We start from the raw sequence: 17042 nt of genomic DNA, 5'->3' as shown, positions 1-17042 counted from the left end.
TAGTCGATCCAGCGCGGTAAATGAATCGACTTTTTACCGCCCCGTCAACTTTCGGGCATAGCTCATAACCTGAGCGTCAAACCCGCACTTCGGGCATCGCGCCTATCAGCATTTTGGCATAGTCGCTTTTCGGATTGTCAAAAATCTCGTCGCTGCTCCCTTCTTCGACAATCTTGCCGTGCAAGATCAAGGCAACGCGGTCGCAGAGGTATCTGACGACCGCAAGATCGTGGCTAATGAAGAAATAGGTCAAGCCGAGTTTGTCTTGCAAATCGAAAAGCAGGTTTAGCACCTGGGCTTGAACGGAGACATCCAGCGCCGACGTGGGCTCGTCGAGGATCAAAAGTTCAGGACCGGAGGCGAGCGCTCGTGCAATGCAGATACGTTGGCGCTGGCCGCCTGAGAATTCATGCGGATAGCGGCGTAAATGCTGGGGGCCAAGGCCAACCAAGGACAGAAGCTCTGCGGCGCGATCAGTGCGTTGCCGCGCGTTCAGACCCAGAGATTGCACATGAATGAGCATCGGCTCAGTCACGATATCATGGACCGACATGCGCGGGTTGAGCGATGCATAGGGGTCCTGGAACACGATCTGTATGCGGGCGCGCAATTGGCGCAACTCAAGCGGTGAGAGATGGGCCATATCCTTGCCTTGAAAACGGATTGCGCCCGACGTCGGTTTCTCCAATTGCAGGATGGACCGTGTCATTGTGGTTTTTCCTGAGCCGCTTTCCCCGACAAGGCCAAAGCTTTCTCCCCGGATCACCGACAGCGATACATTGGTCAGCGCGTGTACTTCGGATGATTTTCCGAACATTCCGCGGCGGCCGGGATAGATCTTGCTGACGTCATCAATCTCAAGCATCGGCGTGGCATCAAGCATCGATCCGTACCTCCATTTCAGCCGCGCGGATACAGGCGACGCTGTGGTTGTGCCCGACAGTTTCGGGCGGTGGGGTGACATTTCTACAAGCGGATTGTGCAAAGGCGCAGCGCGGCGCAAAGCGGCATCCGGGGGGCGGTTGCAGCAGGTTTGGTACGGTCCCCGCAAGCCCTTTCAAGGCGCCGCGCTTGGTAGTCTTTGTCGGAATGGCAGAGAGCAGCGCCCGCGTATAAGGGTGCGCAGGGGCACCGATGACGGCGGCAACTGGTCCGCTTTCGACGATGTTTCCCGCATACATCACCGCGACGTGGCTACAGGTCTGGGCCACAACACCGAGGTTGTGAGTGATCAGCACCACACCCATGTGGTATTCGGCCACGTTGGATTTGATCTGCTTCAGGATCTGCGCCTGAACCGAGACATCCAGCGCCGTTGTCGGTTCATCCGCAATCAGAAGGTCGGGGCGCCCGATCATTGCCATCGCGATAAGCACCCGTTGCCGCATTCCGCCAGAAAACTCGTGCGGATAACTGGAAAGTCGCGCGTGCGCGTTGGGAATGCCGACCCTCTCCAACATCTCACCCGCAAGGCGCAGCGCAGCCGCACGACGGGTGCGTTTGCCCGAGCCCGGAGGGCAATCAAGGATGGTGTCATCCTGCGATGCGGCCGCAAGCGCCACATCGTTCAACTGCTCACCGATGCGAAAAGCCGGATTCAGGTTGGTTGTCGGGTCCTGAAAAATCATGCCGATACGCTTGCCGCGCAACTTTTGCATTTCATGCGGCCCGAGGGTCAAAAGATCGGTGCCTTCCAGCCGTATCTCGCCCTTTGCATAGGTCGCAGGAGGCGAGGGCGCGAGACGGGAAACCGACAGCCCCGTAAGCGACTTGCCGCAGCCGCTTTCCCCCACGAGACCCCAGATTTCTCCTCTGTTTACGGTCAGGTTGATGCCATTGAGAACATGCGCACTGCCTTCATAACTGCTCATGTGCAGGTGCAGATCGCGGATTTCGAGCAGAGCGGTCATCAGCGTCTCGCTTTCGGATCAAGAACGTCGCGCAGGCCGTCGCCAAGCAAGTTGAAGCCAAAGACCGCCACGAACATCGCCATGCCAGGGGCCATTGCTGTCCACCAGTAGTCCGGCATGTACGACCGCGAGATTGACAGGAGCGTGCCCCATTCGGGGGTTGGTGGCCGCACGCCAATACCGATAAACCCCAGCCCGGCGACAGTCAGAATGGCAAAGCCCATATCCAGCGACATTTTCACGATAATCGGCGACACGGTATTGGGCAGGATGTGGCGGAACAGGATGCGCCGGGGCGTGGCACCGATTGCCCGTGCTGCCGTCACATAGACTTCTTCGCGCGCGGCAAGCACCTCGCCCCGAACAAGCCGCGCATAGCCGGGCCACCAGGACAGCGAAATCGCGATGACCATATTGCCAAACCCCGGACCAAGCGCTGCGGCGATGGCCATTGCAAGGATCAGGCCCGGAATGGTCAGCGTCAGATCGGTCAGCCGCATCAGCACCTCATCGACCCAGCCGCCAGCAAAGCCTGCAACTGCGCCTACTACCGTCCCAATTATGGATCCGATCAGAACCACGCCAAACCCGGCGAGCACAGACACTGTGGTGCCTGCCATCACGAGTGACAGAACATCTTGACCCAGCTCATTCGTGCCAAACGGATAGGCCCAAGTTGGGGCAATAAAGCGGTTTGCGGTGTCGACCCCGCCAGCGATATGCTCGGGGTAGGGCGCAAGAACTGCTCCAAAGACGTTGAAAAACAGCACCATAGCAACAAGGACACCTCCCAGCAGAGACAGCTTGCTTTGCCGGAACCTGAAAAATCCGCGACGCAGTTTGTCATGCTTTGGCGGTGCCAGGTCGTCGATTGAGACAGCGTCGGTCATGAGTAGCGCACCTTAGGATTGATGACGCCATAGAGGACGTCAATGATCAGATTGGCGATCACGAAAAGCAGACCTATCACCAGCGCAACCCCGATTACCGGCATCATGTCCTGGCTCACGATGGCCTTCGTGGCGTAGAGACCAAGCCCGGGCCAGTCGAACACGGTTTCCACCAGAACGGTGCCGCCCAAGAGCCAGCCAAAATACAGCCCTATGACGGTCAGCGTGGCCGATACAGCGTTTCGGGCGACGTATTTGGTGATGATCAAACGCGGCGCCAAACCCAGTGCGCGGGCGGTCATCACATAGTCTTGCTGCATCACCTCGATGGTCGAAGACCGCATCATGCGCATGATGGTTGCTAAGGGAGACAGCGACATGGCGATCGCCGGCAATGCAAGGTGGCGCAAAGCCAAAGTAAAGGTCGTCCAGTCACCGGCCAGCAAACTGTCGACTGTCAGAAACCCAGTGATGTTGGGCGGCGGGATAACGATAATAGGCAAGCGCCCGCCCAAAGGTAGCCACATCAGCCACATCGCAAAGCACAGTTGCAGCAGTAGGCCCAGAAAGAAGCGCGGCATCGAAATAGCGCCAATCGCGCCGATCTGACTCAGGTAGTCGGGCCATTTGTTGCGCCAAACCGCAGTCACCAACCCCAGCGGAATTCCGACAACGATGGCAAATCCCATCGCGGCAAGCACCAGTTCCAAGGTCGCAGGCAGATAGGCGGCGATATCGGTGGCAACCGGTCTGCGGGTCAGCAGCGACGTTCCCAGATCGCCGTGCAGCAACCCGGTGACGTAGGTCCAATATTGCACCCAAACCGGCTGATCGAGACCAAATTCAGCAGCGAGCGCGTCAATCTCGGATTGCGTCGCATTCGGGCCCGCAGCGAGACCGACAGGATCGCCTGGTAAAATCCGCGCGATGGCAAACATGATGATCGTCAGGCCGATGATCACCGGGATCAACATCAGCAATCGTCGCAGAATAAATTGAAGCATCGGGCAAGCCCTTTTCTGGCGCATTCCGTCTGTGCAGGCGGGCCAATTTGATCGGCCCGCCCGTTTTTTAAAAGAGTGGCTTACTCCATCGACAGGCCGAAAACCTCAATCGCGTTGGAAGCGACGGGCGTGAAGGTGTAGTTCTTCACAGTGTCCCGCATCGCCAACCGCCGCTTTTCAAGGACGCCGAAAATATCCGGTGCGTCAGCAACAACGACGTCCTGAAACTTGCGGTAGATTTCTTCGCGCTTGGCAGGGTCTACCTCGGCGCGGCCAGCCTCGATCAACGCATCAACCTCGGGGTTGTTATAGACAGCGTTTTGCCAACCGCCGTTGCGCGAGGAGTGATAAGCTGCAAATGCGATGTTGTCGGGGTCGCCATAGTTCGCGGTTTGATAAACCGGGAACAGATCAGGGAAGGTCTCTGGCGATTGGCTGGCGGCAACCATATCGGGCCAGTTCATCGGCATGATCTCCAATTCAATGTTCAACGCCTTCAGGCTGTCGAGCATGATCAAAGCCCAGCGCCGTTGTTGCTCCAGCCCGGAAACGTGGACCATCCGCAACTTGATCCCGCCCTCCGGTGTCTCGGTCATGGCAAGATACTCTTTCGCCTTTTCGAGATCCATTCGATAGACCGACAGATCAGGGTTGAAGCCCAAAATGCCTCCCGGCAAAGGCCCCGTCATAAGTTCGGCATAGCCCGCTGCGTCAAGGATGGCTTGATAGTTGGTGGCATAAGAGATTGCCTTGCGCATGTTGATGTCTGCACAGGGGCCATTTTCGGTATTCATCTTGATCGAGAAAGTCCGGTACTCGGGTTCGAGTATCCGCACAACGCCGGGCGCATCTGCCAAAGCGTCCATATCCTCAGAGGTCACATCCACAGCGATTTGTGCCTCGCCCCGCTGGACCATCAGGCGCTGGGTCGCGGTTTCATGCACAATCTGCCAGATGACACCAGCAAGGTTACCGCCACCTGCCTGCCAAGCGGTGTCCGCCCGCGCGAGGTGGTAGAGCGTACCGGGTTGGTAGCGCGCCACGGTGAAAGGTCCGGACGCCGCCGTATTGGTCATGAGCCAGGTTTGCCCGTCATCGCTACCCAGATTGGCCTCGACGACAGCTTTCTCGACAATAAACACCCAAGGCAACACTTGAAGGAAGGGCGCGAATGGCACGGCGAGGGTGAACTTGACCGTTCCGTCGTCAATGGCGGCAACACCGTCCTGAGTGACGATATCGCGGATCATCCACGAGTTGCCCTTGGCAAGCCGCAGGGCCCGCTGGAAGGAATAGACCACGTCCTCTGCTGTGACCTTGTTGCCGCTGTGGAACTTCGCGTCCGGGTTGAGATTGAACGTATATTCCAATCCGTCCTCGCTCACTTCCCAGTCAGCCGCAATCGCTGGCGTGGCTTCGGGCGGGTTGCCAGACACGCGCACCAGTGGATCGTAGACGTTGCGCATAAAGAAAGACGCCGAATAGCCCGTCGCGGTGTGGGGGTCAAAATTCGGGATATCCTGGCCGGACGCGATGACCATGACAGCGGAGTTCTGAGCCAACATCGCTTTGGGAAAGACAGTGGTCGCAAGACCAGCGCCGGCCATAGCCAACAGGCTGCGACGGGTCAGATTGAGGGGGGAAGCAGTTTTCATCGGTTTCTCCATGTTGGGAATGCGGGGGGCAACTTTCTGGCCCCCCGTCGTTTTGGGTCAGGCAGGCACTTTGCTTCTGGCCTGAGTTGCGGTGGAAGATGGCGAATGTGAATAATGGCGCGCCGCGTGGTCTGGGGTGATCAGTCCAAGCTGTAAATCGCGGGTCACGGCGGCGGGCGCGCGCTCGGCTGGATCACCAAATCCCGATCCGCCGCCCAATATCAGTTCGACAACCTCGTTTTGGCTGAAGAGCGAGACAAGCTCACCTGTGCCGCAATCATGCAACTCGTCGCCTGATGCCGAGACAATCCGGCCCCGCGCACCAAGTCCGGGCAGGCCGCCAAAGAAACCGTCAATCGGGTTGTCGACCCCCTCGGGATAAACAGAGACCAGCATTTCGATGCCATCATCATCGCGTTTGCGGAACAAGATGCGCTGCGCCAGACCACCACGGGTTTTGCCGGCTCCGCCGCTGTCGGGAACATAGGCTTTTTCCATCACCAGAACCGGCACACGGCTTTCCATCAATTCGATGGAGGTATTGGCCGCAGAGGTTGGCCAGAGCAGAGAGGAGTGACCGTCGCCCCGGTCCGATCCGCCTTGTCCGCCGCCACAAAACAGCATGTCGGAGTAGAACTGTCCTGACGGGTCCTGGCCATAGATATTTGCGGCGACGGCAAGACCGGTAAAGCTTTGGACCTTGTCGCGCGCAGCACCTGCCAGTGCTCCGAAAATATTCGGCGCCAGATACCAGCCGGTCCGGGTCCGCAAGTTCACCGCGGCAGGATAGGTCGGGTTCAGAATGGACCCTTCAGGTGCCTTGACCGTGAAGGGGCGGTAACACCCGGCATTGCCGCGCACCGTTGGCGTCAACATGCACTTGAGCGGATAGGTCGCATGGGCTGCCGTGTAGTTGAGGGTGGAGTTCAAACCACCCTGTGGCAACTGCGGCGGCACACCGTCAAAATCCACCGTGATTGCATCACCTTCCACTTGGACCAGCACCGGATATTCGATGATCTCGCCGAGCGGGTTATTGGTGATCTTCGAGTGATAGTCGCCGTCCGGTATTGCACGGATCGCGTCCCGCATCGCTTTTTCCGAAAGTCCCTGTACAACCTCTGCAAGGGCGCCGAGGTCGTGCAGCCCGTAGTCGCGCATGAAGGCGTCCAGTCGCTCCGCCCCCAAGGCATTTGCTGCGACGAAGGAATAGATATCGCCCAGAACCTGTTCGCCGTTGCGAACGTTCTGCTGGATCATCCGCACCAATGTTTCGTTTGGTGTGCCCGCCTCGAACAGCTTCATCGGCGGAATTTGTAGGCCTTCTTCATAGATCTCACGCGCATGCAGGCTGTCTTTGGTGCCGCCAATGTCAGAGACATGGCCGACCGTGCCCATTAAGCCCACGAGTTTGCCGTTGCTGAACGCCGGCGTCACAATGGCGATATCAAACAGGTGCCCGGCACAAAGCCACGGATCGTTGGTGATCAAGACGTCGCCAGGCTTCAAGGTGTCCGCAGGATAGGCCTCGAGCAGCGCCTTGACCGCACGCGGCAGCGTGAGGTTGAACACCGGCATGGCACGCGGGCTATGCGCCAGTGTCTCGCCATCCTTGTCGAGCAGTTCGCACGCAAAGTCCTGCGCCTCTGCGATGACCAGCGAGAATGCGGTCCGGCACACCGTCAGCCACATTTCCTCGACCACGTTCACCAGGCGCGACCACATGATCTCAAGTCCGATCGGATCATCTTCAATTCTGGCAACCGCTTGGGCGCGGCTCATGTTTTCGGGGATCAACGCCTCGGCGGCCACGACTGCGCCCACCCGGACGCAAAGGTTCAACCCCGCGTCAATGCTGACATGGTCATTCGGACCGATCACAGTCGTCGACTCGCGTTCTTCGATGATGGCCGGACCGGAAATCTCATCGCCCGCCTGCAAGGCATAGCGGTCGTAAACGGCGGTTTCGAATTCGCCTTCGTCGAACCAGCATTGACGATGGCCTTTTAGCCGATCGGCGCTGTCGCCGCCCCCGGTTGCGCCGGTCAAAGCCAGCTTTGGCGTGGGTCCAGCCACACGCACGCGGAAGGTTACGGCTTCGAACCGCGCACCTTCAAAGGGTTCGGCATAACGGGTCGAATAGGCGCTGACAAAAGCGGCCCTGATCGCTGGCAGATTGCTTTCATCCAAACGCCCCAGTGGTAGCGGAACCGAGATATCATGCATCTGCCCGACAAGGCGCATATCGGCGGTACGCTCGATCACGGCCTGATCTGTCGCAATGCCCGCGCGGGTTAAATGGTGAAGACCCTCGGCCTCCAGATCCGCCAGCAGGGTGTTAATGGCCTCGGCGTCAAACCCGGGCGCGAGCTCAACACGGCGCGACCGCACGCCATCGAATGATAAAGGTGCTGCCAGAAACCCAACGGCCGACGCCGCGCCGGAGGCGGGCGGGATCAGAACCGAAGTAATCCCCATCGCCCGCGCCACATCGACCGCATGCGCGGGGCCAGCGCCGCCGAAGCCGACCATCGAATATTCGCGCGGGTCCTTGCCGCGCTCGACAAGGTGAACGCGGGCTGCAGCCGCCATGCTCTCGACCACAACCTTGTGAATGCCGAGCGCTGTTTGCGGCACGCTGAGACTCAGACGGCTGCCAACACGCGCAATCGCGGTTTGTGCGGCTTCAAGGTCCAAGGTCATACGCCCGCCAAGAAAGAAGCCGGGATCATAGTAGCCAAGTGCGAGATTTGCGTCTGTCACCGTAGGCTCCAAACCGCCCATCCCATAGCAGGCAGGGCCGGGATCCGATCCCGCCGAATGCGGCCCGACCTTCAAGAGCCCGACCTCGTCAATCGCCGCGATGGACCCCCCACCTGCGCCAATCTCGATCATTTCGATCACGGGGGCTTTGATCGGCAAGCCGGAGCCCTTCGTAAAGCGGTGAACGCGGGCAGCTTCCATCATCGGCGCGACTTCGGCGCGCCCGTTTTCGATCATGCAGGCTTTGGCCGTTGTGCCACCCATATCGAAAGAGATCACATCCGACAGCCCAGCTGCCTCTCCGAAGAGTGCCGTCGCCAAACCGCCGCCCGCAGGGCCGCTTTCCAGCAGACGTATCGGGAAATCGCGCGCTGTCTCCAAAGACACCAGACCACCTGCAGAATGCATCAATCGCAGCGGACCGGAAAATCCGACACCGCGCAAATGCTGCTCCAGCTTGGTCAGATACCGATGCATAAGCGGTTGGACAAATGCATTAGCGCAGGTCGTTACGATCCGCTGGTACTCGCCCATTTCCGCGACCACTTCAGAAGAAATGGAGATCGAAATCTCGGGATATTCGGCTCTGATCAACGCGGCGGCACGCTGTTCATGGGTCGGGTTGGCGTAGGCATGCAGGAAGGTGATCGCGATCGCTTCGCACCCGGCGTCAACAAGCTGACGCGCGGCGCTAAGAACAGCACCTTCATCAAGCGCCGTAACAACCTCGCCCGCGGCATTCATCCGCTCCGCGACCTCCATCCGCAAATCGCGGCTGACCATCGGGTCGGGGAATGAAACGAAAAGATCGTAAATATCGTAGCGCTGCTCGGTGCCCATCTCGAGCAGATCACGGAAACCCGTTGTCGTGATAAGGCCGACAGGCGCGCCTTTGCGTTCGATGACGGCATTGGTCACCAAGGTGGTGCCATGTACAATCTCAGAGACATCGCCGTGGCTGATACCGCGCAATTCCAACAGTTCGGCAAGGCCAAGAAGCGCGGCCTCTGAGGGATCGTGCGGCGTGGTCAGACGTTTGTGCAGTGTGACACTGGCGGTTTGGGCGTCGTAAAGTACAAAGTCAGTGAAGGTGCCACCGATGTCAAAGCCGACGCGCCAACGATTTTGCGATAAAGTCATGCCGAGTTGTCCTTATGTTCGAATTTGGGGGCGACAAAGGCGCTATCGCCAAAGTCCGCCGCGATTTCACCCGCCGCTCTTGCGAGCGCGGTAAGCATCTGTTTGCGGTCGTCGTCATTGACGGTGCCGTGAGGGTACACGATGCATAGGCTGAGGATTTCGTGGGTCGCGGGATCGCCTACGGCGACCGCGATTGCATCCACGCCAGCGGTGCTTTCCTGCGAGGACGTGGCAAAACCGTTCTGCCGTATCATCGCCAATTGAGAGGGCAAACAGCCGGTTGGCGGCTGTCCGTCATACAGCGCTGCCACCTTATCGTCCGACATGCGCGCGAGTATTGACCGCCCCGTGGCACTTTGATGCGCCGACAGCCGGCGGCCAATGTTCGAGACGACACGCAGCGCGTTGGTGCCCGGGAAGTCAGCAACCGCCGTGACCTCCTGGCGATCAAGAATAGAGATATAGCCTGTGTGCCCGAACTGGGTCGAGAGAGTTGAGACGGCATCGCTTGCGCGCGCAATCAGGCGGGACGAGCGCCGGAAAATTGCGGCGAGATCAAGCATGACTGTCCCCGGGCGATGGCGCATCGTATCGCCGATTGTGCTCAGCATGCCGGTATCGCGCATCGCCTTCATCAAACGAGAGGCGTTGGCTTTCGGCATGTCCAAACGGCGGACCACATCCGTCACTGTCAGCTCCAAACAGTCAGCAGAGTAAAGCCTGAGGACAGCAGCAGCGTTTTGCAGAATCGACACGACACCTCCGTTGTTCCATTTTATGGAACCATAGATCCATATAAAGCAACTTGACGGGCGGAACCTGATTCGGTCAACAAAAAACCGCGCCGTTTGCAGGTGCGGTTCGGAATTATGAAGATTTAGGGGAGGTGTCGTTGAAAGTTTAGGCAGCGCCTCGGCGTTCAACAAGGCGCGCCAGAACACTTGCGCCGACGGGCAAGATTGTATCGTCAAAAATAAAACCCGGATTGTGCAACGGCACTTCACCGTGATGCCCTAAATTGAAGAAGGCGCCGGGCACGACGTTGAGAAGGTCCGCCATGTCTTCGGACCCCATCGTGAGCGGGGCATCCGGTTTTGCCTGGTCTCCAACAATCTCTTGCGCAACTTCGATAAGGTCATCCACCCTTTGCGGGTTGTTTGACAGGACGCTGAAGATGTTGCGAATATCGACGTCGATGGTGACCTCGTGTGCCAGTGCAAAGCCTGCGCAGATTTTGCGCATCCGCGTTTCGATGAGCGCACCATCGGCATCGTCAAAGAACCTGAATGTGCCACGCAAGACAGCGCTTTCCGGGATGACGTTATAGGCGGATCCTGCGTTGAACTGCGTGACAGAAACCACAGCCGGGTGGGTCGGGTCCATATTACGTGACACGATTTCCTGAAATGCCTTTACCAACCCGGCGCCGATCACCACCGGATCACGGCTCGCCTGTGGCATCGCACCATGGCTTCCTTGGCCAAGAATTTCGATATCAAAGAAGCTTGCTCCGGCCTGCGCTTTGCCCGGGCGGATCGAGAGGCTGGAATGGCTGCTATAGGGCGAATTGTGCATGCCATAGAGTTCGTCACAGGGAAACCGGTCAAATAGCCCATCAGCAAGCATCGCGCGCGCGCCACCCAAACCCTCTTCTGCGGGTTGGAATATAAACACGACGCGGCCGGAAAAATCACGATTTTCCGCGAGATAGCGCGCTGCACCGAGCAACATTGTCATATGGCCATCATGACCACATCCATGAAACACACCTTCGTTCTGCGAGGCATACGGCAGGTTGGTTCGCTCCTCCATCGGCAGCGCATCCATATCCGCGCGCAGACCGATGGAGCGACCGGCACGCGCGCCATTGAGCACCCCAACCACTCCGGTTTTTCCTACCTGTCGCGTGACCTCGATGCCCCAACCCTCCAACAACTCGGCGACGCGGGATGAGGTGCGAAACTCTTCGAACCCGATTTCGGGATGGGCGTGAAAGTCGCGGCGAATGGCGGTCAACGCGTCTTGAAAGGCGATGATCTGGTCTAAGGCGGGCATGATTAGATCCTATTGTACGGGTTGTTTCGAGGAGTACCCTCACCACGTCAGGTTAGAAAGGGGAGTGAATTTCGCAGGCGGCCGAGCCTGTTACTCTGGTGAGTGGCTTGCGCGTTGCCATATGCCCTGTCGCTCGGCACAGTCACCAAAGCGATGTCTTGGATTCGTGCGAAGCGTCAATTTCGACAGCCCACGGCTATGACCCCGTAATTCGCCGCCCAGCCGCAACACCCCTTTAACCAATGCGAGCAGCATCGTGAAGAAGGTCAGCCCGGATTGCAAATTCATGATCGTGTTCATCACGAAGCCGCCGCCGCCGGTCTCTGTAAGAGCCCCAGTGCGGGAAGCAGCGGTCCCGGCAGCGGTAAAGACCAGAGGAATCAGCGTCGTTTGCGCCTGTAACTCGCTGGCGAGGATGACTGCTCAGATAACAGAGAAAAGAATACCATTATATACATAACCCTGATTCTGCGGAAGCATAATGTAACCGCAAAGCGATAATGTCACCCCTGTGCAATTCAGGAATGTCACTCTCTTGTTCAAGTGAGCAACGGGAGATCGGACATGGGATGGGTGATGATGAGCGAACGCGAGTTGAACCGTGTGGAAGTTTTAGCGCAGGTCGATGATGGTCGGCTTAGCGTCGACAACGCGGCAAACATGTTGGATTTGACGTGTCGTCAGGTTTTCAGATTGCTGAAGCGTTATCGCCAAGATGGTGCGGCGGCGATCCGACACAAGGCGCGTGGGAAGCCCCCAAACAACCTGATCCATAAAGCTAAGCGAGAGTACGCGCTGTCGCTGATCAAGGAGAGTTACCCGGATTTCGGGCCGACACTGGCCGCTGAGATGCTGGCGGAACATCACGGGTTCAAGGTGTCACGCGAGACGCTGCGCAAATGGATGCAGGACGACGGCATCTGGCTCTCGCGCAAGCAGCGGCGCAGGTTTCATCAACCCAGATTGCGACGGGAATGTATGGGCGAACTGATCCAAATTGATGGCTCAGATCACAGATGGTTTGAAGATCGTGCGGGCCCCTGCACCCTGCTCGTCTTCATCCCTCTCAGAGTTTGCTGCGCAACCGCCTGCCGGGCAACGGACGATGCCACCAGCACGTTGATGGAACTGCGGTTTGTAAAGTCGGAGAGCACGTTCAGCTATTTCGAAGCGCTGGAAAGCTACCTGCTTGCACATGGCCGCCCGGTCGCCTTCTACAGCGACAAGCACACGGTGTTCCGCGTGGCCAAGAAAGACGCGAAGGCTGGTGCGGGTATGACCCAGTTTGGGCGTGCACTGAACGCGTTGAACGTTGAGATTCTCTGCGCGAACAGCTCTCAGGCCAAGGGCCGCGTCGAACGGGCAAACCGGACGTTGCAAGATCGGCTGGTGAAGGAATTGCGGCTGGCAAGCATCTCGGACATGGAGGCTGGAAACGCCTATTTGCGAGGCTTCAAAGAACGTTTCAACGCGCAATTCGCCAAAGCACCGGCCAAGCCTGACAACCTGCACCGCACTCTCAATGTCGAACCTGATCGGCTCGATGAAGTACTGTGCTGGCGCGAGTACAGGTACGTCGGCAGGCAGCTGACGTTTTCCTATGACCGCAAACGGATCATGCTTGAAGAAAGTGATGTCACACGCGGCTTGGTCGGCAAATACGTGGACACCTATGCTTTCGTGGATGGGCGGTTCGAAGTGCGTTCAAAAGGCCAATCCCTGCCCTATAAGATCTTCGATATGGATCAGCGCGTCACTCATGCCGCTATCACCGACAACAAGCGCCTTGGTGCCGTGCTGGAACACATCAAAGAGATGCAAGATAAGGCACCACCAAAATACCCGGTCAGGACAAATTCTGAGAAGATGGGCTATAAGCCGAGTGGTAAAACGCCGGGTCGGCCGTCAGGGGCGCGGAACAAAAAGACGATTGTACAGGCCGCAGAATAGGCTCAAGATTGGAGCTATGAATGCTGAAGAAGAACCTGAGATCATCATGTCCGATCTGTGCGCCGATATCGAAATAGACGGGCACTTCCTGACAATCGATATCTACAAGAGCGACATCGACCCTGGCTGGATTCTGGAAGTCATAAATGAGTTCGGCACATCCACTGTCTTCGACGATCCATTCATCGCGGACGGCCTCGCTTGGCAGCAATTCGAGAAGACCTTGCACGAAGAAGGCTTGGCCGCGTTCCTCACCAGAAAAGAGAAACGGCAGCTCTTGCACTGACCCCTGCAAAGCCAGCCAGGTCTCCGATATCTGAGGTCTACGCCCTGTCAGGCTTTGCTACCGTCAGCGCCCAAAGTGTCATTCCTGCTTTGCGCAGCCAGTGACATTTCTGAATCGCGTTTACACACACACACACACACAGTGTAACCGCGGCACATTCTAAACTGGGTTGCGAATTTTCCCCTATCTTGCTGGAAAGCAAGGAGAATGAAAGATGGCGCATAGAGAGCTAAACCTACGTGAACGGCGCACGATTGAGGATATGTTGAATGCGACTGTTGCTGTTCGAGAAATTGCAACAGAGATCGGCAGGCATGTTTCGACGGTATATCGCGAGATCAAACGCAACTTTGTGCGCTTTGACGATCAACCTGAAATAGACGGGTATTATGGCATGGTCGCGCAGCGATCAGCGACGCAGAGACGTGCGCGTCGGCGTAAGCTGGTGCGGCTGACTGAATTGCGCAAGGCGGTCATCATGCAGCTCAAAGAAGGCCCCCTCTCGGCGTTTGCTTTGCAAACGTCTGCCGGTCTGCGGGTCTCCCGAACAGATTGCTGGTCGACTTCAGTTTGAAAGCCAAGCCGTGCGTGTAAGCCACGAGACGATCTACGCCTACATTTACGGCCCCGATGGCCAGTCCAGAGACCTTGCTCGCTATCTGCCCAATCGACGCAAGAAACGGCGACCGCACCATTCACGCAGGCCCCGTGGCCTTGTGTTCCCGCCGGATCGCTCCATCCATGAACGGCCTGACTACGTTAACACCCGTGAGACATTCGGCGAGTGGGAGGGTGATCTGATGATCTTCGAGCGTGCTCAGGGCAAGATGAACGTCGCTTCGCTGGTCGAGCGCAAGACCCGTTTTGCCGTGCTGTTCCGCAACAACGACCGCAGCACGACGCATCTGATGAACCGCTTGATGGGCGTGATGGAACCCCTGCCCCAACCGGCGCGTAAATCCATCACATTCGATCGTGGGATCGAGTTTAGGAACTGGCGCAAGTTGAAGCCTGGGATTGGCACCGAGGCTTGGTTCTGCGATCCGCAAGCGCCGTGGCAAAAGGGTTCTGTAGAGAATTTGAACAAGCGAGCGAGGCGCTACCTGCCCAGAGATGCGCCTCTGGCTGCCCTCTCAAATCGAGACATGAAGTCGATTTGTGACCGCTTGAACGGCACGCCCAGAAAGTGTCTGGGATGGCGGACACCGACCGAAGCCTTCAGAGAAGAACTGATGAAACTGAGATAGCGGAAACCGTCGCAACGACCCTTGAGAATCCAAGCAAAGCGATAATGTCACCCCTGTGCAATTCAGGAATGTCACTCTCTTGTTCAAGTGAGCAACGGGAGATCGGACATGGGATGGGTGATGATGAGCGAACGCGAGTTGAACCGTGTGGAAGTTTTAGCGCAGGTCGATGATGGTCGGCTTAGCGTCGACAACGCGGCAAACATGTTGGATTTGACGTGTCGTCAGGTTTTCAGATTGCTGAAGCGTTATCGCCAAGATGGTGCGGCGGCGATCCGACACAGGGCGCGTGGGAAGCCCCCAAACAACCTGATCCATAAAGCTAAGCGAGAGTACGCGCTGTCGCTGATCAAGGAGAGTTACCCGGATTTCGGGCCGACACTGGCCGCTGAGATGCTGGCGGAACATCACGGGTTCAAGGTGTCACGCGAGACGCTGCGCATTCCGGGGTGATCCGGTCGGGGATTCCGATTTGATCCGGTCACCCATTCCAATCTGATCCGGTCACCGATTCCGGGGTATCCGGTCACCCTTTCGGGGTGAGGTTGTGACGCTGCCGGGCAGTCCTGTGGCGGGCTACGCTTGTTCTTTCAAACAGAGCAGGCGGCCCCATGAAGAGACTGAAGATGCGGAAGATCAGAGAAGCGCTGCGGCTTCACGCCAGCGGATTATCGACCCGGAAGATAGCGACGAGCCTTGGCGTCGGGCAAAGCACGGCCAGTGAGTATCTGAAGCGGATTGAACGGGCCGCGCTCACATGGCCGCTTGCGGCGGAGATGACGGACGCCGCATTGGAAGCGCTGCTGTTTCAACCGATCGGTGGCGCCAGCCGACTTGTCGAGGCGCAACCGGATTGGCCGACGATCCATCGCGAGCTCAAGCGCCCGGGCGTGACACTGTCCTTGCTGTGGGAGGAATACCGCGCCGTTCATCCGGAAGGCTATGGATACAGCCGGTTCTGCGATCTGCATCGCCGTTGGAACGGGCGTCTGACGCCGGTGATGCGCCAGCACCATGTCGCCGGGGAGCGGGTTTTTGTCGACTACGCGGGCACCACGCTGGAGGTGATCGACGCAGGCACGGGCGAGGTTCGTCAGGCGCAGTTGTTCGTGGCCGCACTCGGGGCCTCGAACCTGACCTATGCCGAGGCAAGCTGGAGCCAGAGCCTGTCAGACTGGATCGGCGCGCACTGCCGAGCTTTCAGCTACTTCGGCGGCGTCCCGGCGCAGGTGGTATGCGACAACCTGAAGTCCGGCGTGACCAAGGCCTGCTTTTTTGAACCGGCAGTGAACCGGACCTACGCCGACATGGCCGCGCATTACGGCACTGCTGTCGTGCCAGCACGGCCCTACAAACCCAGGGACAAGGCGAAGGTCGAGGTGGCAGTTCAGATCGCAGAGCGCTGGATCGCAGCGCGTCTGCGCAACCAGCGGTTCTTCTCGCTGGCGGAACTGAACGCGGCGATCCGCAGCCTCCTCGACCAGCTCAATGATCGGGTGACCCGGCATCTTGGTGCCAGCCGCAGGGCCCTGTTCAATCAGGTCGAGCGATCCGCACTGCGGTCCTTGCCCGCGGCCCCCTACGTTTTTTCTGAATGGAAGCAATGCACTGTCGGACTCGATTATCACGTCGAGGTGGACAAGCATTACTACTCGGCCCCGCACAGCCTGCTGCGGGAGAAGGTCTGGGTCCGGCTCACTGCGCGGACGGTCGAGATTTTCCACCACGGCAAACGTGTCGCCGCCCACGCCAGAACGTCCTCCAATCGCAAGCACACCACCATCGCCGATCACATGCCAGCCAGCCATCGGCGTTACTCCGAATGGTCGCCGCAACGATTGAAGAACTGGGCTGCGAAGATCGGGCCCAATACCGCGACGCTGGTCGAAGTGATCCTGCGCGACCGCAGCCACCCCGAGCAGGGTTTCCGCTCCTGCCTCGGCATCATGCGCCTGGCCAAACCACACGGCCCAGAGGCGCTGGAGGCGGCTTGCGAGCGGGCGCTCACGATCGGGGCGCGGTCCTATTCGTCGGTCAATTCGATCTTGAAGAACAACCTGCATCGCAACCAGCCCGAACCCGCCGCGGACGGGCCCGCGATCCAGCACGGCAATATCCGCGGCCCCGGTTACTTCCATTGAA

The 17042-nt window shown here is 58.3% G+C and carries 12 protein-coding genes and 2 pseudogenes; 5 read left to right on the top strand and 9 right to left on the bottom strand.

What is annotated here, in order from left to right; genetic code table 11:
• Positions 1 to 76: 76 nt before the first annotated feature.
• From ACW9UO_RS17735 to ACW9UO_RS17695, 9 genes are all read right to left on the bottom strand, one after another.
• Positions 77 to 883 (bottom strand): ATP-binding cassette domain-containing protein, encoded by an 807-nt coding sequence (locus ACW9UO_RS17735; protein WP_457088860.1) that lies wholly within the window; start codon positions 881 to 883, stop codon positions 77 to 79.
• Entirely contained in the window at positions 876 to 1910 is a 1035-nt protein-coding gene (locus tag ACW9UO_RS17730; protein WP_457088859.1) for an ABC transporter ATP-binding protein, read from the bottom strand. The genes ACW9UO_RS17735 and ACW9UO_RS17730 overlap by 8 nt, the downstream gene beginning before the upstream one ends.
• On the bottom strand, positions 1910 to 2800 hold the full coding sequence (locus ACW9UO_RS17725; protein ID WP_457088858.1) for an ABC transporter permease: 891 nt from the start codon (positions 2798 to 2800) through the stop codon (positions 1910 to 1912). Before ACW9UO_RS17725 ends, ACW9UO_RS17730 begins: the two co-directional genes overlap by 1 nt.
• Positions 2797 to 3804, bottom strand: a complete 1008-nt coding sequence (locus ACW9UO_RS17720) for an ABC transporter permease (protein ID WP_457088857.1) — start codon at positions 3802 to 3804, stop codon at positions 2797 to 2799. The genes ACW9UO_RS17725 and ACW9UO_RS17720 overlap by 4 nt, the downstream gene beginning before the upstream one ends.
• 80 nt (positions 3805 to 3884) lie before the next feature.
• Positions 3885 to 5459, bottom strand: coding sequence for an ABC transporter substrate-binding protein (locus ACW9UO_RS17715; protein WP_457088856.1), 1575 nt, complete (start codon positions 5457 to 5459; stop codon positions 3885 to 3887).
• A gap of 57 nt (positions 5460 to 5516) precedes the next feature.
• Positions 5517 to 9362, bottom strand: coding sequence for a hydantoinase B/oxoprolinase family protein (locus ACW9UO_RS17710; protein WP_457088855.1), 3846 nt, complete (start codon positions 9360 to 9362; stop codon positions 5517 to 5519).
• Positions 9359 to 10303: an IclR family transcriptional regulator gene (locus ACW9UO_RS17705; RefSeq protein ID WP_457088854.1), complete on the bottom strand. Its 945-nt coding sequence runs from the start codon at positions 10301 to 10303 to the stop codon at positions 9359 to 9361. Before ACW9UO_RS17705 ends, ACW9UO_RS17710 begins: the two co-directional genes overlap by 4 nt.
• A complete protein-coding gene (locus ACW9UO_RS17700; protein WP_457088853.1) occupies positions 10263 to 11417 on the bottom strand; it encodes a M20 aminoacylase family protein in 1155 nt (384 codons plus the stop codon). Before ACW9UO_RS17700 ends, ACW9UO_RS17705 begins: the two co-directional genes overlap by 41 nt.
• A 90-nt stretch (positions 11418 to 11507) precedes the next feature.
• Positions 11508 to 11717, bottom strand: coding sequence for a hypothetical protein (locus tag ACW9UO_RS17695; RefSeq protein ID WP_457088852.1), 210 nt, complete (start codon positions 11715 to 11717; stop codon positions 11508 to 11510).
• A 264-nt stretch (positions 11718 to 11981) separates the two neighbouring features.
• On the opposite strand from ACW9UO_RS17695, the gene ACW9UO_RS17690 reads away from it, so the two are divergent.
• From ACW9UO_RS17690 to istA, 5 genes and pseudogenes are all read left to right on the top strand, one after another.
• Positions 11982 to 13367 carry an ISNCY family transposase gene (locus tag ACW9UO_RS17690; protein WP_457088851.1) on the top strand — a complete coding sequence of 462 codons (1386 nt, stop codon included), beginning with the start codon at positions 11982 to 11984 and terminating at the stop codon, positions 13365 to 13367.
• 16 nt (positions 13368 to 13383) lie between these two features.
• Positions 13384 to 13653 (top strand): hypothetical protein, encoded by a 270-nt coding sequence (locus tag ACW9UO_RS17685; protein WP_457087457.1) that lies wholly within the window; start codon positions 13384 to 13386, stop codon positions 13651 to 13653.
• A 214-nt stretch (positions 13654 to 13867) separates the two neighbouring features.
• Positions 13868 to 14900, top strand: a pseudogene (locus ACW9UO_RS17680) (IS30 family transposase).
• Positions 14901 to 15008: 108 nt separating this feature from the next.
• Positions 15009 to 15341, top strand: a pseudogene (locus ACW9UO_RS17675) (helix-turn-helix domain-containing protein); the annotation flags it as partial.
• 170 nt (positions 15342 to 15511) lie between these two features.
• Positions 15512 to 17041 (top strand): IS21 family transposase, encoded by a 1530-nt coding sequence (istA, locus tag ACW9UO_RS17670; RefSeq protein WP_457088850.1) that lies wholly within the window; start codon positions 15512 to 15514, stop codon positions 17039 to 17041.
• The last annotated feature ends 1 nt before the right edge of the window (position 17042 follow it).

This window comes from Marinovum sedimenti, assembly GCF_054052205.1.
Note: the sequence above shows the minus strand (reverse complement) of the source record. Positions and strands in the feature narration are given on the sequence as shown.

Bases quoted from the DNA above. Each gene is read 5' to 3' on its own strand.
- ACW9UO_RS17700 (WP_457088853.1), bottom strand. From the start codon at position 11,417: ATGCCCGCCTTAGACCAGATCATCGCCTTTCAAGACGCGTTGACCGCC.
- istA (WP_457088850.1), top strand. From the start codon at position 15,512: ATGAAGAGACTGAAGATGCGGAAGATCAGAGAAGCGCTGCGGCTTCAC.
- ACW9UO_RS17685 (WP_457087457.1), top strand. From the start codon at position 13,384: ATGAATGCTGAAGAAGAACCTGAGATCATCATGTCCGATCTGTGCGCC.
- ACW9UO_RS17730 (WP_457088859.1), bottom strand. From the start codon at position 1,910: ATGACCGCTCTGCTCGAAATCCGCGATCTGCACCTGCACATGAGCAGT.
- ACW9UO_RS17735 (WP_457088860.1), bottom strand. From the start codon at position 883: ATGCTTGATGCCACGCCGATGCTTGAGATTGATGACGTCAGCAAGATC.
- ACW9UO_RS17690 (WP_457088851.1), top strand. From the start codon at position 11,982: ATGGGATGGGTGATGATGAGCGAACGCGAGTTGAACCGTGTGGAAGTT.
- ACW9UO_RS17715 (WP_457088856.1), bottom strand. From the start codon at position 5,459: ATGAAAACTGCTTCCCCCCTCAATCTGACCCGTCGCAGCCTGTTGGCT.
- ACW9UO_RS17725 (WP_457088858.1), bottom strand. From the start codon at position 2,800: ATGACCGACGCTGTCTCAATCGACGACCTGGCACCGCCAAAGCATGAC.
- ACW9UO_RS17695 (WP_457088852.1), bottom strand. From the start codon at position 11,717: ATGAACACGATCATGAATTTGCAATCCGGGCTGACCTTCTTCACGATG.
- ACW9UO_RS17720 (WP_457088857.1), bottom strand. From the start codon at position 3,804: ATGCTTCAATTTATTCTGCGACGATTGCTGATGTTGATCCCGGTGATC.
- ACW9UO_RS17710 (WP_457088855.1), bottom strand. From the start codon at position 9,362: ATGACTTTATCGCAAAATCGTTGGCGCGTCGGCTTTGACATCGGTGGC.